The organism is Sorangium sp. So ce1014 (assembly GCF_051521505.1).
Classification (GTDB): domain Bacteria; phylum Myxococcota_A; class Polyangia; order Polyangiales; family Polyangiaceae; genus Sorangium.
In genome coordinates this window covers 10,124,301-10,146,570 of record NZ_CP150356.1, presented here as the reverse complement: position 1 = coordinate 10,146,570, position 22,270 = coordinate 10,124,301, and the positions used below count along the sequence as shown (strand labels likewise).

The window sequence follows — 22,270 nt, the reverse complement described above, 5'->3', positions numbered from 1 at the left end:
CGTCGGCCTCGCCTGGGCTCCCCGGGACGTCGACTGCCATATGCCCCGACGTCATGATGCCGCCCTTGTCGGGCAGGAAGGTGTTGCCGAGGTAGTAGTCCTCGTCCCCGGGGAACTGCGTGCGCGTCTCGGAGACGATATCGCTCGACAGGTTGATGAGCACGCAGCTCGACGCGGCGTCCCCGGTCGGCCGCGAAAAGGCCACCGGCATCGGGCGCGGCGCAGTGCGGCTTGTCGTCCGCTGTCGTCCGCGAGTGTCAGCAGACCGTGCTCGTGCCGGACGTGACAGCGGGCCTGCGGCTTCCCGGGGAGGTAAGACTCTACGATTGCCTGTTTTCGAACCAGCATACATGGGTGAAGCCATCGCCGTCTGAAGTGTCGGCGCCCGGTGCAGTTATCGAAGCGAGCAAGCTTACAGATTCGCTCGTTGCGGTGCTTACCGTGCTCGCGGCGCTCTATCAAATCGCATGGGCCCTGATGCCTGAGGTGCAGAGCGGTTCTTCCTACTGGGTGGTGACGACGGATGGGGTCCTGCGCAAAGAGGAAGTACTGAGGGTACTTGTAAAAATTCGCGTGCTCATGGATCCGCCGACGACTCCCCGCGGCATCGCTTCCAAGCGCGAGCTCGAAGCCGCAGCGCGCGAGCTCGAAACGCTGGTCGCGTCGTGGGACGGTGAAGGCGACCCGCCGGCCGCCATGGTCGCGTGGGCCTCCCGCTTCTTGGATGGCTGGCTCGTAGACGCCGAGCCCGGAGCTCCCTCGTAGCCGTCATGGAGATCCGTGCCGTCGTCCTCCCGGGAGGCGATTGGCGACTATTCAGAAAACCGAAGCGTCTCGTGGGCCTTGCCGCTCTCTCCCACCGTCGTGCCGCCATCGTGATTCCAGCTCGTGCCGCCCGGGCCCGCCGGTCCGATCTCGAAGGTGACGCCCTCGAGCGTGAGCTGGTCCTCGTCGAGGTAGGCGACGCCGATCGAGTCGCCGCCACGCCCTGGGCCGCCGTAGCCGCCGGGCCCCCCGTCGCCGCCATGGCCGCCGAGACAGGAGTAGAACCCATCCCCCAGCGCTCCGCCCCGTGCGCCTCTGCCGCCTCTGCCGCCCTCCTCGGGTGGCCCGCCGGCCCCGCCCGAGCCTCCTCCTGGGCCTCCCTTGGAGGCCACGCCGCACAGGGCCAGCCCGCCCCAGCGACCGCCACCACCGCCGCCGCCCTGGCCCGGCGTGCCCCAGGTGCCCTCGCCCCCCGTGTCGCCCTCCCATCCTGTCTCGGTGAGGCGCCCGATGCCCTTGCCCGGTGCCCCCTGTGTTCCCTCGCCCGCGCCCGCGTGCGCCTCCTGTCGATCGCCGTGAAGATCGCCGATCCCGCCTATCGAGCGAGCTTCTTCGAGAACGTCCCGGAGAACCGCCGGATACTCGCTCTCGCCCGCGAATGGCTCGGTGATGGAGATGGCTGATGAAGCGTGCGATTCGCCTCGATCAGCCAGTTACATCGACTTCGAACGTTCGGCGCAGAAGTGTAGCCCACGGGAGGCGCCTTGACGTCGCGAGCAACACCCCGTCGTCGTGCCCGAGCTACAGGACAGGCAAAGGAAAATCCGACGTGATCCGCCTCGCTCGGGTCATCCGGCCGCCCGCGCGTTTGAAGAACGCGCCCGGTGTGAGCCCGACGAGCTGACGGAAGTCGGCGATGAGGTGGGCTTGGTCGTAATAGCCCGCGTCGGCGGCGATGCGCGCCCAGTCGCACGAGGTCGCTGCCATTCGCACCGCGCGTTGCAGGCGGACGGTCCGCGCGAACTCCTTCGGGCCGATGCCGACGTTCTCGGTGAAAGCGCGGCGAAGATGCCGCGTCGTGACGCCGAGCCGGTCGGCAACACGCTCCACGCGGACCTCGCCCCCTTCGAGCAAGCAAACCGCACGACGAGCGAGCTGCCCCGATGCCGTCTCGAATGACTGGCCAGCACGAGGGGCGAGCGCCCGGGCGACGCGGTCCATCACGTCCGCGCGGCTCCTCGCGGCGAGCAGCTCACCGCAGAGCTCGCGCCCCGCGCGGCCCCACATGTCCTCCAGCGGAACGATCCGGTCCGTGAGCTCGCTCGCTGCCACGCCGAGCAGCGGAACCGACCAGCCTGGCTTGAACCGAACCGTGACCGTCCGCGCGAAGCCGGTTTTGCTCTTGAATATCGCGTGCGTTCGGGGGCCCGCGACCCACACGTCCCCTTCGCGCCCGCCCTCGAGCGCTCGAAAAAGGAGGATCGTCCTGCCGTCGGGAAGCCACTCGAGGTCGAGCGCCTGACCGGGAGGTGGCGCGACCGCACGGACGTCCTCGATGAAGCGCGGGAGCGCGAGGGTGGGGAGATCCATCGCTGCGACCACGTTCATGACTCTTACGCCTTTCGTGCGGCCGTTCAAGCCGACGCGAGGGCCCGCATCGATCGGCTACCGCTCGCTGTCGAGCGCCTGCATGTGCTGGGCGGGGTAGCGCGCGCCGCCGATCGCGTCCGCTGGCACGATGCTCTCGAGCGCCGCGACGTCGCTCGCCGACAGCGGCTTGTCGAGGGCCACGAGGGCATCGTCGAGCTGGGCTCGCGTGCGGGCCCCGACGACCGGCACCAGCGTGGGCTGCTTCGCCAGCACCCACGCGAGCGCGACCTGAGCCGGCGTCATCTCTCGCTCGCCGGCGAAGGCGTGGAGCTTCTCGACGACGCTCGCGTTCTTTGCCCCTTGCTCGCCTGCGAAGCGTGGCATGTACTGTCGGAAGTCCCCCTTTCCCGAAGGCTTGCTGCCGGTGAGCAGCCCTCGCGAAAAGACCCCGTAGAGCGTCGCGCTCATCCCGAGCTCCGCGAGGGCAGGGAAGATGGACGCCTCGGGCCCGCGCGTCGCGATCGCGTACTCGATCTGCAGGTCCACGATCGGGTGCACCTTGCTCGCACGCCGGATCGTCTCGACCCCCACCTCGGATAGCCCGATATGCCGGACGAAGCCGGCCTTGATGAGGTCGGCGATGGCCCCGACGGTGTCCTCGATCGGCACCTGCGGGTCGAGACGCGCGGGGCGGTACACATCGATGACCTCCACGCCCAGCCGTTGCAGGCTGTACGCAGCGAAGTTCTTCACGGCCGCCGGGCGGGTGTCGATGCCCAGCATGGCGCCGTCCGGGCCGCGCATCGCGCCGAACTTCACCGAGAGCTGGACCTTGTCGCGCGCCCCCTCGATCGCGCGCCGGAGGAGGAGCTCGTTGTGCCCGTTGCCGTAGAAATCTCCGGTGTCGATCAGGGTGATCCCTCGCTCGATGGCGTGGCGGATCGTCGCCACGCCCTCGGCGTCTTCGGCCGGGCCGTAGGCGCCGGACATCGCCATGCAGCCGAGGCCGACGGGAAAGACGCTGGGCCCGGTCTTGCCCAGCGGCGTCGATCGGAGGGGGGAGCGGCTCATCGTGACGTCGAGGTGGGTCATGGGGTGTTCATGCGACGCGCCCGCCACCTCCGATTGGAAAAATCGGACATCTCGGCGATCCGGGCAGACGACAGCCATGCAATGTCCGGTCCTTTCCAGGCGAGTACGTTCTCGCACGCAACACTCGGACGGCTCCCGTGGTGACGGAGTCTCTTGGGCGCGAGTCCATCGGAATCCCGACACCCTTGTTACTCCAGGGCTCGATGCCCGGTCCGGGGGTCAAAGCTCGGAGACGACTTGTACGAGGTCCACCCGGGCGTGCAGATGTTCTTCTACGACGCCGAGTCGATCCGGCGGGAGCTCGGTCCGCACGGCGAGATCGAGCTCTCCGAGATCGACGAGGCGACACCGGGGGGCGGCACGTTCCCGTTCATCAACGTGGTGTGCAGGACGGAGTGAGCACCTGCGCTGCGCGCCAGGCTGGCGCTCCTGGACGTCGCGGACGTGATCCGTCCGCATGTCAGCCGCTGGGCTCGATGCGGGAGAGGATCCCTTCCAGCGCCTCGACGGCGCGCATTGGCAGCCGCACCGCGACCGCGGTCGAGATCGTGGTGGGCTCCGGGTTGATTTCGAGGGTCGGCACCCCTGACCGCGCGGCCTCCAGGACCGGCCCGGTGATGTACGGGAAGAGGCTCGATGTGCCGATCGAGACGACCACATCGAAGCCCCGCGCGAGCTCTCGCCGGAGGACCTCTACCTTCTCCAGGGGGAGCATCTCCCCGAAGAGGACGACATCGGGCCGGAGCACCGCGGCGCACTCCGGGCAGCGCGGGCACGGGGCGAGCGCCGCGTAGTCGTCGACGTGCGCCTCGTACGCGCAGCGCGTGCAGAGGACGTGGCGGATATCTCCGTGGATGTCGATGACGTTCGTGGAGCCGGCGATCCGGTGAAACCCGTCGACGTTCTGGGTGAGCACCCAGCAGCGCGCGATGCGGCGCTCGAGCCGGGCGAGCGCCGCGTGCGCGGCGTTGAACCGCGCGCCCCGGCACGCGCGCTCGATCTGGTGGATGTACTTCCACGTGACCTCGGGGCGCCGCTGGAACATCCCGCCCGAGAGCGCGTCCTCGATGGCGAGCCCCTCGTCGGTCGCCTTGTCGCCGTAGAGCCCTCCGATCCCGCGGTAGGTCGGGATGCCCGAGGCCGCGGACACGCCAGCTCCGGTGATGAAGAGGGCTGACCGGGCCGAGGCCAGAAGCGCGCTTGCTTGCTCGATCGACATCAGGCGCGCAGTCTACCCCGCGCCGGCCGTGATCACACGCTCTTGCCGTCGAATTTCATTGTCTTGAGAGCATCGATATCGACGTCGTCCAGACAGCGGACGTTGATGGCGCACATCTCTTTCCCGTCCGGCCCGGTTCCCCGTGCGAACGACTCGATGCCGCAGACCGAGCAGAACATGTGGTGAATGACCTTCTTGTTGAACTGGTAGTCGGTGAGGAAGTCTCCTCCCTGCTTGAGCGTGAAATGGTCCACCGGCACGAAGGCCAGGACCACGCCCAGCTTCGCGCAGCGCGAGCAGTTGCACACGCCCACGGGAGCGCTCAGGTCCGCCTTGACGTCGTAGCGAACCTTCCCGCAGTGACAGCCACCTGTATAAGTCTTGAGCTCCGTCATGGGCGCATGGTGCCACAGGCGGCCTGTCGCGTGCCGCAAAAACACGAACCGCCGCGGCGCCCCGCGCTGCAGCGGCAGGTCGCCGGCGCCGGGCTCCGGCGTCATGCATTGCCTTCTGTCGAGAACTTTTCTCGGTGTCCGGGCTGACCGAGCGACCCCGCCTCTCGGCGCGGGGCCGGTGTCTCGCCTACTGCTCCTCGTAGTTCCAGGTCAGCCCGCCATCGACGAAGTACGTCGAGCCCGTCACGTAATCGGCGTCCGCCGAGGCGAGGAACACGGCGAGCCCGGCCACGTCCTCCGGCTTTCCCAGGCGGCCGAGCGGGATCTGCCCGAGCAGCGCGCTCAGCTTGTCGCGATCCTTGAGCAGATCGGCGTTGATCTCCGTCGCGATCGCGCCCGGCGCGATGGCATTCACGGTGATCCCGGTGCCGCGCAGCTCCACCGCGAGCGTGCGCGTGAGCATGCGGACGCCGCCCTTGCTGGCGCAGTACGCCGCGAAGTTGGGGAAGGGGAGATCCTCGTGCACCGAGCTGATGTTGATGATCTTGCCGGGGCGCCCCGCCTCGCGCAGGTGACGGACCATCGCCTGGCTCCCGAAGAACACCGCTTTGAGATTTGTGTTCACGACCTGATCGTAGTCCTCCTCGGTCACCTCCCAGAACGGCGCCCGCTTCTCCAGCCCCGCGTTGTTGACCAGCACGTCCAGCCGGCCGAAGCGCGCGACGACGTCCTGGATCAGCTGCTGCACGCTCTGGACGGAGGCGACGTCGACGGCGAACAGATGAGCTCGCCGTCCGGCGGCCTCGACCTCTGCCCGGGCTTCCTCGGCGCCTTCCTTGCTCTTGTGGTACGTGAGCGCCACGTCGGCGCCCTCGCGGGCGAAGCGAACAGCGATGCTGCGGCCGATGCCCCGGCTGCTGCCGGTGACGAGCGCGATCTTGCCTTGCAATCTCATGGTGACCTCCTGTCTCCACGGGTCGTGCCCCCGCGCCCCGCCGCGAGGGCGCGCGAAGCGTGACTCCCCACTTCCCGCGATCCGCTCGCGCCCTTCAGCTCGCTGCTCCTCTCGGGCGTGGGCCTCTCGCCGACCCTGCCCTCTCTAGCATGTTCGTGTCGCAGGCCCCAGCAGCGGTTCAGCGGGCTCAGCGCGAGCGGGCGGGCTGCCCAGGCGCTGCCGGGCTCATCGGGGCAGGCCTCCTCGGGGCGGGTGAGGAAGTGTGACAGGGCGTCATGCACATGTATTGTATACGGAGAGCCATGCAGGACAGCCACCACCCCGGGGCCGCCCGGCCCGGCGACGCGCCGTTCCTCGCCGGCGACGGTGAGATGGCGCAGCTCATGCGCGGTCTCGACTGGTCGCTCACCCCGGTCGGCCCCGTGGACGGGTGGCCGCAGAGCCTGCGCACGGCGGTCAGCATCTGCCTCGCGTCACGGCACCCCATCGAGATCTGGTGGGGGCCCGAGCACGCTCGCCTCTACAACGACGCGTACCGCCCCATCCTCGGCGCGACGAAGCACCCGCAGTTCCTGGGCCGCCCGGGGCGCGAGTGCTGGAGCGAGATATGGGACGTCATCGGCCCGATGCTCGACGGGGTGCGCGCCACCGGGCAGGCGACGTGGTCCGAAGACTTCCAGTTGATCCTCTCGCGCAATGGCTATCAAGAAGAGACGTACTTCACGTTCTCCTATGCTCCTGTCCTGATCGAGGACGGCACCGTCGGAGGCATCTTCTGCGCTTGCGCCGAGACGACGGGGCGCGTCCTCGGCGAGCGCCGCCTCCGGGCGCTGCGCGCCCTCGGCGCCCAGGCCGCCGCGGCGGCGATGGTCTCGCCGGAGGAGACCCTCGCCCGCTCGGTGGGCACGCTCGCCGAGAGCTCCGCGGACGTGCCGTTCGCGCTCGTGTACATGATCGAGCCGGGCGGGGCGGCGGCCCGCCTCGCGGCGGCCGAGGGGCTCTCTCCCGGCGGCCGGGCGAGCCCCGAGCGCCTCCCGCTCGCGGAGGACGGCGGCAGCTGGCCCCTCGCGGACGTCGCGCGGGGCCGCCGGTGCCTGCGCGTCGACACCCCCGCCGAGCGGTTCGGCGAGCTGCCCGGCGGCCGGTGGCCCGAGCCCTGCCGCGAGGCGGTCGTGCTGCCGCTCTCGCGGTCCGGGCAGGCCGCGCTCCAGGGCTTCCTCGTGGTCGGCGTCAGCCCGCGCCGCGCGCTCGACGCCGCCTACAGCGACTTCTTCGAGCTCGCGGCCGGCCACATCGCCACGACGATCTCCGGCGCCAGGGCCTACCAGGAAGAGCGCCTCCGCGCCGAGGAGCGGGCCGAGCTCCTCGCGCGCGAGCAGGCGGCGCTCGCCGAGGCCGAGCGGCACAGGTCGCGCCTCGAGACGCTGTTCATGCAGGCCCCGGCCGGCATCTGCGTCCTGCGCGGGCCCGAGCACGTCTTCGAGCTCGCGAACCCCCGGTACGTGAAGCTCATCGGCGATCGCGACGTCCTGGGCAAGCGCCTGCGCGACGCGCTGCCCGAGGCGGAGCCGGCGGTCGTCCCGCTGCTCGACCGCGTGTACGCCACGGGCGAGCCGCTCTTCGGCGACGAGTTCCCGGTGATGCTCGCGCACGGCGGCGACATCGAGGAGCGCTTCTTCAACTTCATCTACCAGCCCATCTACGACGCTCTCGCCCGGGTCGAGGGCGTCGCCGTGCTCGCCTTCGAGGTGACCGACCAGGTGCGCGCGCGGCGGCGCGCCGAGCAGCTCGCCCACGCGCTCGCGATCACGAACCAGGATCTCGACCAGTTCGCCTACGTCGCCTCCCACGATCTCAAGGCGCCCCTCCGGGGCATCGCGAGCCTGTCGGAGTGGATCGAGGAGGGGCTCGCCGACAAGATGAACGACGAGGCGCGCCAGCAGATGCGCATGCTCCGCGGCCGCGTGCACCGCCTCGAGGCGCTCATCGAGGGCATCCTCAGCTACTCGCGCGCGGGGCGCATCCGCGACAAGCTCTCGCCCGTCGACGTGGGCGCGCTCATCGCCGATTGCATCGAGCTCCACGCGCCGCCTCCCCAGACGCGCATCGTCGTCGGCGACGGCATGCCGACGCTCCTCGCCGAGCGCGTGCCCGTGCAGCAGGTGTTCATGCACCTGATCGGCAACGCGCTGAAGCACGCGCGCCGCGCCGACGCCGTCATCGAGATCGCGTGCGCCGACGCGGGGGAATTTTATGATTTCACGGTAAAAGACAACGGTCCCGGGATCCCGCCGCAGTTCCAGGAGCGCATCTGGGGCATCTTCCAGACGCTGGAGGCGCGCGACAAGCTCGAGGGCACCGGGATCGGCCTGTCGGTGGTGAAGAAGATCGTCGAGACGCGCGGCGGTCACGTGGCGCTCGAGTCGGCGCCGTACGCCGGCGCGACCTTCCACGTCTTCTGGCCGAAGCGCCAGAAGAGGGCCTCGTGATCGGCGCCGCGGGGCGCCTCGCTCAGCCGTTGAGGAACCGCTCTCCGGGCGCGGCCTTGCGCGGCTCGGAGACGCTCGCGCACGCGAACGTGTAGCTCGAGTCGAGCGCTTCCTGGCCTGCGACGACGAGCTCGAGCCGGAACGTGTCGCCCTCGAACGTGGGGAGCACGAAGGAGAGCGTGGGCCCCTTCTCGTTGCGCCGCGGCGCGAGGTCGGGGAAGCGCCAGCTGACGAGCACCACGGCGCGGCCCGCGCAGACGATGCGGGCCTCGACGGTGCCTGACGCGACGCCCTCCGGAGCGTCGTTGAGGACGAACAGATCGGCGCGGAACTCCTCCCCGCTCTTCCAGCCGAACTTCGGCGCCCGGGCGCTGGCGAGCGCGGGCCTGCACGCCGCCTTCACCGCGTGGTACGCGGGCTTCGGCCGGCGCGGCCAGCTGATGAGGTTGTTGTTCGCGGCCGACGGCCACGGCTCGTTGTAACACCAGTTCAGCGCCATCGAGCACACCGGCTTCTGCCGGCGCGCCTCCTCGAAGATGAACTTGTATCCTTCACGCTGGAGGAGCTGCCCTCTCTCCACGAGCTCCTCCAGCGTCCTCGCGGGGCCGAAGTAGTGCTCCAGGGTGGCCTGGCAAAGCCAGCTCCCGGGGTCCGCGCTCCAGGCGGCGAACGCGTGGTGCGCTTCCCAGGCGGTGCCCTCCCGCGGCGGGAAGAGCTCGGCCTCGGGGATGAACGTCTTCAGGTACTCCACGTCCGACGGCCCCGGGCACCCGAACTCCGAGTAGGCCGTGTTGCTCGCCGTGGCGAAGATCTGGTGAGGCTCCCGGCCGTGCTCGTCGCGGAACCGGTAGTCCCCGTGCCCCATGCCGTCGATCGGCGCGGTCGGGATGAACGGCGTGTCGCGGTCGAGCTCGTAGGTCAGCTTGTTGAGGAGGCGCAGCGGGAGCGACTGGTCGGTCATGCCGGACCAGACGTTGAAGAGCTCGTTCCCCCCGCACCAGAGCGCGAGCGACGGGTGCTGCCGGACGCGCCGGATGGTGCTCTCTGCCTCCTGCTGCAGCACGCGCAGGTAGCTCGGCTCGCCCTCGTACAGGTTGCACGCGAGGTGAAACTCCGTCCAGACCATGAGCCCGAGCTTGTCGCAGAGCTCGTAGAACACTTCCTTGTTGATGATCGCGCCGCCCCAGGTGCGCAGCAGGTTGAAGTGGGCGTCGCGCGCCAGCTCGAGCAGCGGGCGGTACACGCCCTCATCGATGATCCCGGGGAAGATCTCGGGGCAGACCCAGTTCGACCCGCGCGCGAAGATCGTCCGGCCGTTCACCTCGAGCGTCACCGGCGGCCGGCTCCGGCTCTTCGGGAACCGCGCCGGCTCGTCCCAGGCGCCCTCGTGCATCACGAGCCGCACCCGGCGAAAGCCCACCTTGCGCGTGTGGACGACGGCGCCGTCGAGGCGCACCTCGAGCGTGTACAGCTCCGGCTTGCCCTCGCCGTTCGGCCACCAGAGCCGGACGCCCGGGAGCCGCGCCTCGGGCCGCTCGCTCGACACCACCTCGTTTCCCTCCGGGTCGAGGAGCCGATACGAGGCGCCGGCCGCGCCCGCGCCGGGGTCGCTCGTCTCGATCCGCACGTCGAGATCGGCCGTGGTGAGATCGTCCGACAGGCGGTAACGGAAATCCACCGAGCGGAAGTGGCGCGCCGGGCGCACCTGAATGCCTGTCTCCTGCCAGATCCCGCACGGGATCAGCCGCGGGTGCCAGTCCCAGCCGTAGCTCACGGGCGGCTTGTTCGAGAGGCGCGCCTGCGTCCGGTCCTCCGGAGACGGCGTGGCCTTGGGCGCGGGGAAGATCACGATGGAGAGCTCATCCCCCGTCTTTGCGCGACCGGTGAGATCGATCTCGAACGGCGTGAACATGCCTTCCTGGTCGTGGCAGAGCTCGCCGTCGAGGAGCACTCGAAAGCGGTAGTCGACGCCGCCGCAATAGAAGACCACGCGCTCGCCCGCCCCGGTCCGCGGCACCTCGAGCCGCGCGCGATAGACCCAGTAGACGTCCTCGGCGAAGCGAAACTGCCGGAAGTTGTCCCCGACGGTGTAGTCGGGGAGCCCCTTGGCCCTGGCCCAGTCGAGCTGCACCGCGCCCGGGACCGTCGCGGGGACGAGCTCCGCGGGAGGGACGGAGGGATCCCTCGTGAATCCGACCTCCCACGCCAGCGGGACGAGCGGGTACGAGGCGGCGACGTGCTCCGAAGCGAGGCGTGAGGTGCTGGGCATGGGAATGGCCCCGTTCATAGCGCCCCGCCGCGCCGTCCGGAAGATGAAGATCGGCAAACGCTCAACGGTCAACCGCGCAGGGGGCGCCGCGCGCGGTCACGCGGGGACCGCGCGCCTCGAGCCGGCGCCGGCCCAGACTCAGTGTTTGCCGAGGCGCTTGACCTCTTGTCCCGCGAGCAGCGCGTGCGCCTCCGCCAGCGCCTCGGGGATGCGGTGCCGCTGCGGCGCGCTCACGAGGGCCTGCGCGAGGTCGAGCTCCCGCGCGCGCTCGGCGCGGTTGCCGGGGAACCAGTGGTCGCCGCTGCCGAGGAGGTTGTACCGCATCTTGCCGTAGGCGATCATGTCGAACGCCCTGGCGTAATTGTACAGCCGCAGGATCTCGCGGAGGTTCACCTGTCCGGGGACGGCCTCCCACTCGGGCAGGCCGACGTGCCATGTGTCGAGCCACGCGCGGCCGAGCACCCGCTCGAGCTCCTCGTCGAGCCGGCGCAGGATCGGCTCCAGCGCGGCCTGCGCGGCGCCCTCGCGCTCCAGCAGCGGCAGGACCTTCATGTGCTCGTCGAAGTCGGACGGGCGCGCCGCCCCGACGCTGATCGTGTGGACCTCGGGGCGGGCGAGGCAGAACAGGTCGTTGAACACGATCGGCGAGAGCGGGGCGCAGAGCCGCACGAGCTTGTCGCTCGGCTCGTACAGCCTCCCTCCCTTGTCGGTGGGGCTGATGATGAAGACCCCCATGTCGCGCTCGGCGGCAGCCTGGATGGCCGGCCAGGCGATCTGATTCACGTAATACCAGTGCAGGTTCACGTAGTCGCAGCGGCCGTCCTGCACCATGGCCAGGATCACGGGCAGCGCCGCGTGCGTCGAGAACCCGACCGCGCGCACGCGCCCCTGCCTCTTCAGCTCGAGCGCCGCGTCGAGGCAGCCCCCTTTGCGCAGCGACCACGAGAGGCGCGTCTCGTCGTTCACGCCGTGGAGCGCGAGCAGGTCGACGTGATCGAGGCGGAGGAGCTTCATCGATCGCTCGAACCTCTCGAGGAGCTCCTTCGGATCTGCCTCGGGGATGACCTTCGTCTGGACGATGATCCGCTCGCGCGGCAGCTCCGGCAGGATCTGCCCGAGCTGCTCCTCGCTCGTGCCGTATCCCCGCGCGGTCTCGATGTGATGGATGCCGAGCTCGAGCGCCCGCGCGATGCACGCCTCGACGTTGCGCTGGCTCTCCGGCGAGCTCCGGTCCTTGTCGTTCCAGGAGTGCTGGTACCGCATCCCTCCACAGGAGAGGACGGGCATCTCGATCTCGGTGCGACCGAAGCGGCGGTAGAGCATGCGTGTCACCTCGGCCTCGGGAGGGAGACCTACCGCACCGTGACAGCCCTCCGCAGGCGCCGCAACGCGAGGAGGGCGAGCGGCGAGAGGGCGAGCAGCCGCCACGGAGACCCGCCCCGGGGGTCGACGGCGCAGCCGCCGCCGTTCGTGCCGCCCTCGTCCGGCGGGCCGCCGCCCGAGGCGCCGGAGGACATCACGCCGGTGCTGCCGGCGCTGCCGGCGCTGACGGCGCTGACGGCGCTCCCGGGGGTCCCGCCGCCGGTCCCACCGCTGCACGTGCCGTTCGGGCAGCCCTCGCCGGGCTCGCAGAGGCCGGGATCCTCGTCGGTCTCGCCGTCGCAGTCGTCGTCGACCCCGTTGCACGCCTCGGGGCTCGGCTCTCCGGGCGTGCACGACCCAGGGGTGCATGCGATCGCTTCGCGCGCGCACATCCCGACGCCGCACACCTCGCGCACGCCCTCGTCCACCCGCCCATCGCAGTCGTCGTCGGACAGATTGCATGTCTCGGCCGCGTCCGGGTGGACGTCAGGGGACCTGTCGTTGCAATCGTTCGAGCTCGGCGCGTAGCCGTCGGGGGGGCACTTCGCCTCGACCGTCGCGCCGAAGAGCCACCCGTACCCGTCGCCGTCGGTGTCTTCGTACTGGGTGCTCACCGTGAGCTCCTCGTCGACCTGGCCATTGCAGTTGTCATCGAGCCCGTTGCAGGCCTCACCCTGATCGGGGTGGACGTTGACGCTGTAGTCGTCGCAATCCCCGCCGCGGGGGGCGTGCTCGGCGGGCGGGGAGCAATCGACCCTGGGCACGCCGGAGTCGCCGTATCCGTCTCCGTCGCGGTCGAGGTAATACGTCGTCCCCTCGCATCCGTACGCAAACGCGGCGCTGGCGGCCGACGCGCCGTCTCCGCGAGAGCCGTTGTCGCCGTTGGCCGAGACGGCCCACACCTCGACGACGACGCCGCCCGCCGCTCCCGGCGCGATCCACTGCGCGTCGAAGCGAACGACCCCGCCGCTCGCCCGCTTCGGCGCGTCGTGGACGAGCTGCCGGTCGTCGATGAGGTGGGTGCCTTGACCGGCGATGGGGGAGAGCCGACCCGTCCCGGTGCGGAGATAGATGCCGCCGGCGTTGGCGGCCTGGATCTGCACCTGCAGAGTCACTGCCTCGCCGGCCGCCGGGTTCTTCGGGCTATGGTCGATGGTGATATCGGGCGCCGCGCCGCCGCTGTGGCAGCCGTTGCACCCTTCCACCGCCGTCCCGTTGCGGCGCGCATGGGCCTGCGACGCGACCAGCGTGGCCAAAAGGGCCACGCTCACCGAGAGGGCCGGTGAAGAAAGCGATGTACTTCGCATGCGTCTCGCCGCGCAGACCGGGCTCGCGAGCTCCGCGCGCTCCGCTGCGAAGCTCAGGGATAGCCGCCCTCGCCGGGCACGACAAGCGCGTATGCGCAGAGCGAAATATTGTGCTGTGACCATCGACCATCGACCATCCCGCCGCTGTTTTCGCTTCGGCGCCGCCGGGACAGCGGGTGTCGCGGAGCGCGTCGCCGTTCGGCGCGGCGCGTTAGCGCGTTACGCGAGCCGGGCGTGCTGCGGCCGCGTCACGTCGCAGACCACACCGTGGTACTTGAGCAGGCCCTCATCGAGGGTCACGACGGTCGCGTCGGTGCGATGGGCGGCCCACAGGTACACGAGGTCGGTCGCGTTGGCGAAGGGCCTGCGGCCGCGCAGGCGCTTCGTCAGCAGGGCGAGGAACTCGGTGACGGCGCCCTCGTCCGCGGGCGCGACAAGCTCGACCTCGAGGCCTCCCAGCGCGCTCGCGGCCGCGGGCGCGCCACGGCGCGAGGTCGCGAGCCGCTGCTCGGCCACGTACACCTCCAGCCACAGCTCGGGCGGCGCGAGCACCTGCGCCGCCCCCGCGGCCACGGCCGCGCGGGCGCGCTCGAGAAAGGCGAGCGCGTCGGCGTGCCCGGCCTCGGCGGGCTTCATCGAGGCGATGGCGACGGAGCTGTCGAGCACGATCCGCAGGATGCGCTGCCTCGCGCTTTCGTCACCGGACCGAGAGTTCGGCGGTGTTTGCGGGAATGTCATCCTGGGCACCGGCACGACGTACCTGTCGGCGTGAGCTCGCGTCAAGGAACGCCCCTACGCGTGGGCTGGTCGGCGCGGGCGGCTGGCGCCCTGTCGCTGTCTCGCGCCGCTCCCGCCAGAGCAGGAACATGCCGAACCCGTAGAGCGCGAGCAGCACGTACAGGTTCATCGAGAGCGCGAGCCGCGGCAAAGGCCCCTTGAAGCGCTCATAGACGTACGGAAAATCGATGGTGGCGAGCGACGTCAGGACCACGAGCGCGCCCATCTCGAGCCGGCGCTCCTGCTCCGCCGCGCGGTCCAGCGCGTAGAGCGCGGCCGGGAAGAGGTAGAGCACGTGGTGCACGTAGGCGAACGGGCTCGCCACGATCATCGTGACGAGCAGCGGCAGGAGCCGCCGCAGCGAGCGCGACGGGGAGGGGGAGCGGCCTCCCAGCGCGAGCGCGCCGCCGAGGAGGAGCAGGAGGGTGATCGCCGACGCGGTCTTGATGGCGGCCGTGTCGTGGCCGAAGAGCCGCGCGTAGAAGCCGGCGACCGAGAAATTCTGCACCGTCCCCGGGTCGAAGAGGCCCGGGATCTTGGCCCCGTGGGACATGCGCGGCAGCCGCCGCAGGAACTCGAGCCACGCCGGCGCGGCGCCGAACGGCAGGCTGATCAGGACGAGGGCGGCGAGCCCTGCGGCCAGGCCGGCGAGCGCGCGGAAGCGCCGCTCGATGACCCAGGGGATCGCGAGCAGGATCGGCGTGACCTTGATCCCCGCGGCGACCGCGAGGGCGAGCCCCGCGGCGGTGTCCTTGCGCGCGACCGAGAGCGCGAGCGCGGCGCAGATGAACGCGAGGACGAGCGGGTTCACCTGCCCCATCGCCAGGCTCTTGCGCAGGTTGAGCGCCCACGCGAGGAAGGCGATGAGCGCGATGAGGACGGTGGGGACCGCGACGCGGCGGGCCGCGGCGAGCGAGCCCTGCGTCGCGCGGCGGACGGCGACCACCGCGAACGTCGCGGCGAGGCCGTAGCTGACCACGGCGATGCTCGACCAGACCTGCTGAGCGGCGTTCGGGCGCAGGCGGGCGAGCCACGAGAAGGTGTGCGCGAAGAACGGCGGATACAGGTAAGGGAACATCGGGTCGTGCGGCAGCCGCATCTCCGTCGCGATCGACTCGAGGACCTCGACGTCGTACACGTCGAGGCCCCGGCGGGCCGCGACGGCGGCGGCGTAGAACGACTTGAAATCGATCGCGACGGCCTGCTCGAGGACGATGTCGAGGACGCAGAGCCAGGCGGCAGCCGTGGAGAACGCGAAGATCGCGATATAACACGGGATTTCTCCCGAGAGGCGCTTCTTGACGGCGGCTGCGAGCGCGGTCACGGCGCTCACGTTCTGTGGTGTCAATCCAGGACGTCAAGTGTCCTGGCCGGGGCGAGAGCTCCGCCGATTCGGCGGATCACGCCGCGGCGCTCCCGCTGCTTCGGGCGGCCTGCCTCTCTTGCTCGAGCTCGTAGAAGAGCGTCCCGTCGTACATCCGGCGCAGCTGCTCGCGCGTCAGCTTCCCCCCTTTGCCGGCGAGCGCGTAGAGCACCGACCACTCGCCTGCTGACGCCAGGAACCCGAGCACATCGCCCAGGTCGCGATCTCCCAGCGCGCGCGCCACGAGCTCGCGGGCGTTCAGGGCGCCGTCGCGGTCCTTGTCCCAGCGCGCGAACAGCTCGTCGAACTTCTGCGGGTCGAACCTGCCGTCCTTGTCGTAGACGCCTGTGTCGCTCGCGTGCTTCGCTCGGTGGATATTCTCGAGGGTGATCGAGAGCGTGGGAACCAACGATCGGGACGTCGCGGGCCCGAGCGCCCCGTGGATGGCGAGCGCGAACCACGCGGAGATCACCCGCCCGATCCCGAGCGCGCGCAGCCCCTCGTAGGTCTCGCGGAGCGTGATGACCCCATCGTGGTTTCTGTCGAAGAAGGCCGAGTGCAACTCGAGCGCCGTCCTGTCGCCGAGCGCCGCCGGCTGCGTGCCGTACACGTCCCGGGTCGCCGACGCCGACACGAACCTCTCCGGTCCTCGCCCCTCGCCGTGGGGCGGCGGGCTCGCGTCCGCCGAGGTCCCGGGCGACCTGGATAGCTCCGTCGGTTTGAAGTTCCTCAGCCTGCCATTTCGCTCGTCCATGGTGCTCCTCTCCCGCGTCCGCGCGACCTGGCCGCGCCTGTCCTGGCCAGGGAGCGAAAGCACGACGCGGGCCGACGCGGGCCGACGCGGCGCGGAACGGGGCGGCGCGGCGCAACCTGCTGCGTCCGCGTGGCCGGATCGCCGGCGCGTGAGGCAAATTGCCTCGCAGGGGGGCCAACGATCACGGAGCGCCCGCACGGGCGCGCTGCTGAGCCGGCGCGCCTGCGACGGCCTGGAGCACGGAGCGCGGTCGGGCCCTGGGCACGATCTTGCTTGGTGCGTCGCGACGAGGTGGAACGACATGGCTACACTCTCGACGTCTGCATGGGTATTACATGAGCTCGGTCTCGCCGCGGGGTTCGGCGGCCCTCTCTTCGGCCGGCTGGCGTTGCACCAGGCGGTCAAGGATATCCATTCCGAGGCCGAGCGCGGCAAGGTGCTCGCCGACGCCTGGCAGCGATACAACCTCGTCAACGCGATCTCGCTCGGCACCGCCGCGGCCACCTGGTTTATCGGGCGGACGATGATCTCGGGGCGGTCGATCGACGAGGAGACCCGCAATCTTGTGCGCTTGAAGGACGTCCTGCTCGGCGCGACGCTCGCGACGAGCCTCGTCAACATGGTGAGCGGACGTCAGATGAGCGAGCAGGCGCCTGGCCGCGCCGTGCCGGTCCGGGACGGCGACACGCCGTCGCCGCGCACGCCCGCGAAGGCCGCGGGGCTGCAGCAGCTCCTCAACGTCATGGGGCCGCTCAACATCGCCCTCACGGCGGGGGTGATCGGCGTGACCACGGTCCTCGCCATGAAGTCCGGCCGCTCGGCGAAGTGGAGCTTCATCTCCCGGCTGCTGCCCTGAGCCGCGTCCTCTCCGGGGAGGGCGCCGCGACCCCCGGCGCTGCCGCGGCGGCGGGGCCTCTCCCCCCGGAGCCCGCGCGGGCCGCGCGCCGCCTCGCGCTCATGGTACGATGGCCCGATGAAGGTGATGACCAGCATGGCGCTCGTCGGGCTCGCCCTCGCCGCCCTGAGCTGCAGCGACGGCCACGGCGAGGAGGGGTGCCCTGAGCTCTGCGAGCGAGCGGTGGAGTGCCCGGGCGCCCCCATGACCGAGGACGCCTGTCTGGACGCCTGCGGCGCCGACACGGAGGCGGCCGAGGAGGCTGGCTGCGAGGACGCGTGGGAGTCCTACCTCGAGTGCCGCAACCACGCCGACGACAACTGCGTTCCGGAGAATTACAACGAAGAGTGCAGCATCCAGCTGGAGTCGTTGAACAGCTGCCTGGCTCGCCGCTGAGAGGAGGCTCCCGCGAGCTGGAGGGCCCGGTGAGCACCGGCTACCCAGCCGCGGTTACTGGAAGTGGTGGACCGCATGCCCGCTCGGGACCTCGTCCGGGATGAGCGCCTCGAGGCGCCTCGGGGTCGCGCGCGGGTCGAGCAGCGCCTCCCCGACGAAGGCGCAGAGCCAGCCGATCTCCTCCTCGGTGAGCTCGATCGGCTCCTGCAGCAGCGGATCGACGGCGGCGAGGACCGGGGCGAGCGGGCCCATGTCGCCCCGCAGGTCGGGAGCGAGGTGAGCGTTCGTGTACTCGGTGGCCGACGTGTAGACGTCGAGGTGGTGGCGGATGGCGCCCTCGAGCGACGTGAACGAGCCGTTGTGGAAGAACGTGGGCTGAAGGGCGAGGTTGCGCAGCGGCGACGTCCTGAACTTGTACCGATCGGCCGGGTCGCCCGTGACCTGCTCCAGGCCGAAGTCTTCATCGGCGTTCGGGCCGTCGAAGATCACGTTCGAGAGCGCCGGGTCGTCGGTCGGCGCGATCTGCGGCACGCCGATGGCGTGCTGCTGGAAGTCGCTGAACATCTCGTTCGACGGCCCTGACACAGCGTGGCAGCGGACGCACCCCGCCTCGCCGAAGAAGAGCAGCGCGCCGCGCTTCTGCTCCAGCGTCATCGCCTTCCGGCGGCCGCGGGCGAACCTGTCGATGGGCGCGTCGGCGAACGTGAGCGACAGCTCGAACTCGGCGATGGCGGTCGCGATCATCTCGTAGGTGATGGGCTCTCCTCGCTTCACCGCGTTGAACTGCTTGCCGAACCGGCGGCGGTAGGCCTTCACCTCGTTCACGCGCGCCGCGACCTCCTCGCGCACGACGTCGTGCGACGTCGGCGCCTGGTACCCGGTCATCTCGGGGATCTCGGTCGGCGGGATGAACGCCTGCGCGGTGAGCAGGTGCGGCAAGGACGAGAGCGACATCCCCTCCGGCGAGGTGAACGAGAACCCCTCGCTGTTGTCGAAGGGGTCGCCGGACACGGCGGAGAACCGCGAGTTCCACATCAGGGTGGGATAGAAGGCCGTGTTGATGACCGACGGCGCGCGGCGCTGGTTGCGGGGCCCCGCGCGGCGCGGCCCGACGACGCCGTTGTTCTCGATGCCGATCGAGATCGACTGCGTGTCGGCGAAGCCCGCTGTCGCCGAGTGGCACCCTGAGCACGAGTTGTCCTCGTTCAGGCCGAGGATGCTGTCGTAGAACAGCTCACGCCCGAGCCTCGCCAGCTTCTTGTCGAGCTTGCGCCCGAGCCGCGGCTCCAGCGTCGACTCGATCTCTCCGGTGAAGCCGTGTCGGGCGAGCGTCTCCGCGAGCCGCTCATCCACGCGGGAGCCCTTGGCGCGCGCCGGGCGCGCGAGGAGGAGCGTGACAACGAGACATGCCGCCAGGGCGGCGAGAGCCCGCCCGATCCATCGCAGGGTCATGGTGCCTCCAGCTCCCCCGGCGGGGGAGGCGCACATCGCTGTGCGTCGGTGAGATCAACCAGTCCTGCCCAGAGCCTGACCGAGCGGCTGTGAATCCGATGATGGGAATCTAATGTTGCGAGTCGGTGGCCGGCAAGAACAATCTTCCCTGATTCAACAGGCTTACTGCGTGTCCGAGGGTCTGGTCACCGCGCTATCTGCGGTTGTCGTGCCTACATTCGGCGGCGACGCTGCGGCGCGGCGTGGCCGCTCGCGGCGCGGCGTGGCCGCTCGCGGTGCGGCGTGGCACCGTTGTAGGTGCGTGGCCGGCGCTCCGCGTCGGTGCGGCGCCCTCGCGCAGCGCGCCTCCGAGGTCGCCTGAGACTCATGCTTTGTGGGGAGCGAGGGGCCGTCGTATGCTTGAGGTCATGGGCCGGACAGCAACTCTGGCGGATCCGACCGCGCTCGTGGGGGGCGCGCTCACCGGCGGATATCGGATCGCCCGCGTCCTCTCCACGCAGGGGTTCGGTGTCGTGTTCGAGGCCCGGAGCTCCTCTGGCCGCCGCGTCGCGCTGAAGGTCCTGCGGCCCGAGGTCGTCACCGAGGACACGCTGTCGCGGCTCAGCCGCGAGGCGAGCGTCACGTCGAAGCTCGACAACGCCCACGTCGTCCCGATCGCCGACGCCGGTCACGACCTCGAGCGAGATCTCGCCTACCTCGTGATGCCGCTGCTCGACGGCACCGACGTCGCCGCCCTCCTCGCCGAGACGGGGCCGCTCGCGCCCGAGGTCGCCGTGCGGATCGCGCTCCAGGCCGCCGCGGGGCTCTCGGCGGCCCACGCCGCGGGCCTCGTCTACCGCGACGTCCGCTCGCCGCGTCTCTTCCTGGAGCACCTCCCGAACGGCGAGATCCTGGTCCGCGTCTTCGGCTTCGGGCTCTCGAAGGGCTACGACACGGCCACCTCCGACCCGGGCAAGGCGAGGAGCTCCGGTCGCCCGCGCGACGAATCGGGGCCGCGGGATCGCGCCGCGGACGTCCGGGGCGACGTCTTCGGCCTGGCGGCGACGCTCTACGAGATGCTCTGCGGCGTCTCGCCGTGGGCCGAGCTCGACGTCACGCCGGACACCGCCGACTTCGGCCCGGCGGACTCGGGGGCGGACGCGCCGCCGCCGACGCTCGCGCAGCTCCCGTCGATCCAGGACCGCGCCCCGTGGATCGAGGCGCGCCTCGCGACCGCGCTCTCGCTCGCGCTGCACAGCGACGTGGACCGGCGCTACCCGTCGATCGAGGCGTTCGCCGAGGCGCTGCGCGCTGCCTCCGGCGGCGAGGAGGGGCTCACGATCGACATGCTGAGGCCGCTCGATCCCGAGCTGCGCGACGCGATCGCCGAGCGCGCCGGCGCCGAGACCGATCCGCTCGTCGGCCGCCAGCTCGGCGGCCGGTACGCGGTGCGCCGCCTGATCGGCCGCGGCGGGATGGGCGCCGTCTACGAGGCGGAGTCGCCCGAGGGGCGGCGGGTCGCGGCCAAGGTCATCTTCAAGAGCGCCGTCGGGCAGGACGACCACGCCGTGCGCCGCTTCATCCGCGAGGCGCGCGCGGTGACGGCGAGCCAGAGCCCGCACGTGGTCAAGACGTTCGAGCTCGGGACGGATCTCACGCTCGCCACCCCGTTCATCATCATGGAGCTCTTGCACGGCGTCGACCTCGCCAAGCTCCTCAGGATGCGCGGGCCGCTCGAGCCGGCGCCGGTCGTGCGCGTGTTCATCCAGGCGGCGCGCGGGCTCGCGGCGGCGCACGCCGCGGGGATCGTGCACCGGGACATCAAGCCGGCGAACCTCTTCCTGCACGCGCCGTTCGAGGGCGCGACCTGCCGGGCGCCGAGCTCGATCGCGCCGCCGCCGTCCACCCAGCGCGCCCCGCTCTCGGCGGCGTTGCCGCCGTCCACGCGGCGCGGCTCGAGCTCGGTCAGGCCGCCGCCGTCCGGCCAGCGCCGGTCCAGCTCGATCAGGCCGCCGCCCTCCACCCGCCGCTCGTCCGGCTCGATCCGCCCGCCTTCCTCGAGCGATCGCCGTCTCGTGGTCAAGGTCTGCGATTTCGGCATCGCGAAGCGCACCGGCGACGGCGTCTCGCACGAGCTCACGCGCGCCGGCGGCGTGCTCGGGTCGCCGATCTACATGTCGCCCGAGCAAGCGAAGATGGCGAAGGACGTCGATCACCGCTCCGACATCTGGAGCCTCTGCGTCTCGCTCTACCAGGCGCTCTGCGGGAGCTGCCCCTGGGATCCGAACGCCTCGCTCGCCGAGCTCCTGCTCTCGATCTGCACCGAGCGCGTCCCGCCGCTGGCCGCGGCCGCGCCGTGGCTCGATCCAGCCCTCGCCGCCGTCGTGCACCGCGGCCTCCTGCGCGATCCCGGGGAGCGCTGGCAGAGCATGGAGGAGCTGATCGTCGCGCTCGAGCTGCACGCGGAGGGCACCGACATCGTCACGCTGGAACAGCTGCGTGGCATCGACGCCGAGCGGCGCGCCGGCGCCACCCCGATGGCCGCGCTGCGCCGCGAGTCGAGGCTCGCCCGCTCCGTCGAGGGGGAGGAGCGCTCGATCGGCGGCAGCTCCTTCACGGCGGCGCAGGCGCCCGCGGGCGCCGCGCGGAGGCGCTTCGTCGGGGCGGCGGTCACGGCGGTCGCCCTCGCCGCGATCGGCGGCGGCTTCGCCCTGCGCGCCTCGACGGGCGGCGAGGCGCGCGCGCCGGCCGCCGCGCAGGGCGAGCGCGCCGTTCCTGCCCCCGCGCCCGCGCCGACAGCTGCGTCCTTCACCGCGGCCGTGACGCTCCCGAAGGAGGCGACGGTGCGGGTCAACGGCGCGGCGCGCCCGGTGAGCGATGGCCGGCTCGACCTGACCGGCAAGGCCGGCGACACGTTCGAGCTCGAGGTGAGCCGCGACGGCGCGACCACGAGGGAGACGGTGTTCATGCTGAGCGATGGCCGGCTCCGCCCCGATCGCATCGAGCTCCAGCCGCTCGCGCCGGCCTCTGCCTCGGCCCCGGTCCCCGAGCCGGCCCCGCGCCGTGACCGGACGCGCCGCGCGCCACGCGGCGCCTCCCCTCCGGTCGATGTCTCCTCGTCCTCCACGGGGGCGCCCGCGGCCCCGCCGGCCCCGACCGCGGTGATGCCGGTCGACCGGTGGTGATCCGGACGCCGCGCGCCCCGCGGGTC

The 22,270-nt window shown here is 71.0% G+C and carries 18 protein-coding genes and 1 pseudogene; 6 read left to right on the top strand and 13 right to left on the bottom strand.

The features are described from left to right. Positions 1-231 precede the first annotated feature (231 nt). Positions 232-765 carry a hypothetical protein gene (locus WME75_RS38495; protein WP_437481584.1) on the top strand — a complete coding sequence of 178 codons (534 nt, stop codon included), beginning with the start codon at positions 232-234 and terminating at the stop codon, positions 763-765. 47 nt (positions 766-812) lie between these two features. Here WME75_RS38495 and WME75_RS38490 read toward each other — a convergent pair. From WME75_RS38490 to WME75_RS38480, 3 genes and pseudogenes are all read right to left on the bottom strand, one after another. Then, positions 813-1,304: pseudogene (locus tag WME75_RS38490) on the bottom strand (hypothetical protein); the annotation flags it as partial. Positions 1,305-1,566: 262 nt separating this feature from the next. Further along, positions 1,567-2,403: a helix-turn-helix domain-containing protein gene (locus WME75_RS38485; protein ID WP_437481583.1), complete on the bottom strand. Its 837-nt coding sequence runs from the start codon at positions 2,401-2,403 to the stop codon at positions 1,567-1,569. Positions 2,404-2,430: 27 nt separating this feature from the next. Next, a complete protein-coding gene (locus WME75_RS38480) occupies positions 2,431-3,447 on the bottom strand; it encodes an aldo/keto reductase (protein WP_437481582.1) in 1,017 nt (338 codons plus the stop codon). Between the two features lie 237 nt (positions 3,448-3,684). Between WME75_RS38480 and WME75_RS38475 the strand changes: the two genes are divergently transcribed. Further along, positions 3,685-3,846 carry a hypothetical protein gene (locus tag WME75_RS38475; protein ID WP_437481581.1) on the top strand — a complete coding sequence of 54 codons (162 nt, stop codon included), beginning with the start codon at positions 3,685-3,687 and terminating at the stop codon, positions 3,844-3,846. A 61-nt stretch (positions 3,847-3,907) separates the two neighbouring features. Here WME75_RS38475 and WME75_RS38470 read toward each other — a convergent pair whose 3' ends face one another. The 3 genes from WME75_RS38470 to WME75_RS38460 form a co-directional block, all read right to left on the bottom strand. Further along, on the bottom strand, positions 3,908-4,666 hold the full coding sequence (locus tag WME75_RS38470; protein ID WP_437481580.1) for an NAD-dependent deacylase: 759 nt from the start codon (positions 4,664-4,666) through the stop codon (positions 3,908-3,910). A 32-nt stretch (positions 4,667-4,698) separates the two neighbouring features. Further along, positions 4,699-5,061, bottom strand: a complete 363-nt coding sequence (locus tag WME75_RS38465; protein ID WP_437495011.1) for a GFA family protein — start codon at positions 5,059-5,061, stop codon at positions 4,699-4,701. Positions 5,062-5,248: 187 nt separating this feature from the next. Further along, a complete protein-coding gene (locus WME75_RS38460; protein WP_437481579.1) occupies positions 5,249-6,016 on the bottom strand; it encodes an SDR family NAD(P)-dependent oxidoreductase in 768 nt (255 codons plus the stop codon). 302 nt (positions 6,017-6,318) lie between these two features. Between WME75_RS38460 and WME75_RS38455 the strand changes: the two genes are divergently transcribed. After that, positions 6,319-8,505: a sensor histidine kinase gene (locus WME75_RS38455; RefSeq protein WP_437481578.1), complete on the top strand. Its 2,187-nt coding sequence runs from the start codon at positions 6,319-6,321 to the stop codon at positions 8,503-8,505. A gap of 22 nt (positions 8,506-8,527) precedes the next feature. On the opposite strand, the gene WME75_RS38450 is transcribed toward WME75_RS38455, so the two are convergent. From WME75_RS38450 to WME75_RS38425, 6 genes are all read right to left on the bottom strand, one after another. Beyond that, complete coding sequence (locus WME75_RS38450) at positions 8,528-10,774, bottom strand: glycoside hydrolase family 2 protein (protein WP_437481577.1); 2,247 nt, start codon at positions 10,772-10,774, stop codon at positions 8,528-8,530. Positions 10,775-10,912: 138 nt separating this feature from the next. Next, complete coding sequence (locus WME75_RS38445; RefSeq protein WP_437481576.1) at positions 10,913-12,097, bottom strand: aldo/keto reductase; 1,185 nt, start codon at positions 12,095-12,097, stop codon at positions 10,913-10,915. Between the two features lie 29 nt (positions 12,098-12,126). Next, on the bottom strand, positions 12,127-13,443 hold the full coding sequence (locus tag WME75_RS38440; protein WP_437481575.1) for a putative metal-binding motif-containing protein: 1,317 nt from the start codon (positions 13,441-13,443) through the stop codon (positions 12,127-12,129). A 219-nt stretch (positions 13,444-13,662) separates the two neighbouring features. Further along, on the bottom strand, positions 13,663-14,109 hold the full coding sequence (locus tag WME75_RS38435) for a PIN domain-containing protein (protein WP_437481574.1): 447 nt from the start codon (positions 14,107-14,109) through the stop codon (positions 13,663-13,665). Positions 14,110-14,140: 31 nt separating this feature from the next. Continuing rightward, positions 14,141-15,544 carry a glycosyltransferase family 87 protein gene (locus WME75_RS38430; protein ID WP_437481573.1) on the bottom strand — a complete coding sequence of 468 codons (1,404 nt, stop codon included), beginning with the start codon at positions 15,542-15,544 and terminating at the stop codon, positions 14,141-14,143. A 76-nt stretch (positions 15,545-15,620) separates the two neighbouring features. Then, a complete protein-coding gene (locus WME75_RS38425) occupies positions 15,621-16,337 on the bottom strand; it encodes a caleosin family protein (protein WP_437481572.1) in 717 nt (238 codons plus the stop codon). Positions 16,338-16,638: 301 nt separating this feature from the next. Between WME75_RS38425 and WME75_RS38420 the strand changes: the two genes are divergently transcribed. Together WME75_RS38420 and WME75_RS38415 are read left to right on the top strand one after the other, a co-directional pair. Continuing rightward, complete coding sequence (locus tag WME75_RS38420) at positions 16,639-17,193, top strand: hypothetical protein (RefSeq protein ID WP_437481571.1); 555 nt, start codon at positions 16,639-16,641, stop codon at positions 17,191-17,193. A gap of 117 nt (positions 17,194-17,310) precedes the next feature. Further along, positions 17,311-17,628 carry a hypothetical protein gene (locus WME75_RS38415; protein ID WP_437481570.1) on the top strand — a complete coding sequence of 106 codons (318 nt, stop codon included), beginning with the start codon at positions 17,311-17,313 and terminating at the stop codon, positions 17,626-17,628. A 54-nt stretch (positions 17,629-17,682) separates the two neighbouring features. Here the strand turns inward: WME75_RS38415 and WME75_RS38410 are convergent, their stop codons facing one another. Continuing rightward, on the bottom strand, positions 17,683-19,080 hold the full coding sequence (locus tag WME75_RS38410) for a cytochrome-c peroxidase (protein WP_437481569.1): 1,398 nt from the start codon (positions 19,078-19,080) through the stop codon (positions 17,683-17,685). Between the two features lie 407 nt (positions 19,081-19,487). Between WME75_RS38410 and WME75_RS38405 the strand changes: the two genes are divergently transcribed. After that, positions 19,488-22,244: a serine/threonine-protein kinase gene (locus WME75_RS38405; RefSeq protein WP_437481568.1), complete on the top strand. Its 2,757-nt coding sequence runs from the start codon at positions 19,488-19,490 to the stop codon at positions 22,242-22,244. Positions 22,245-22,270 lie beyond the last annotated feature (26 nt).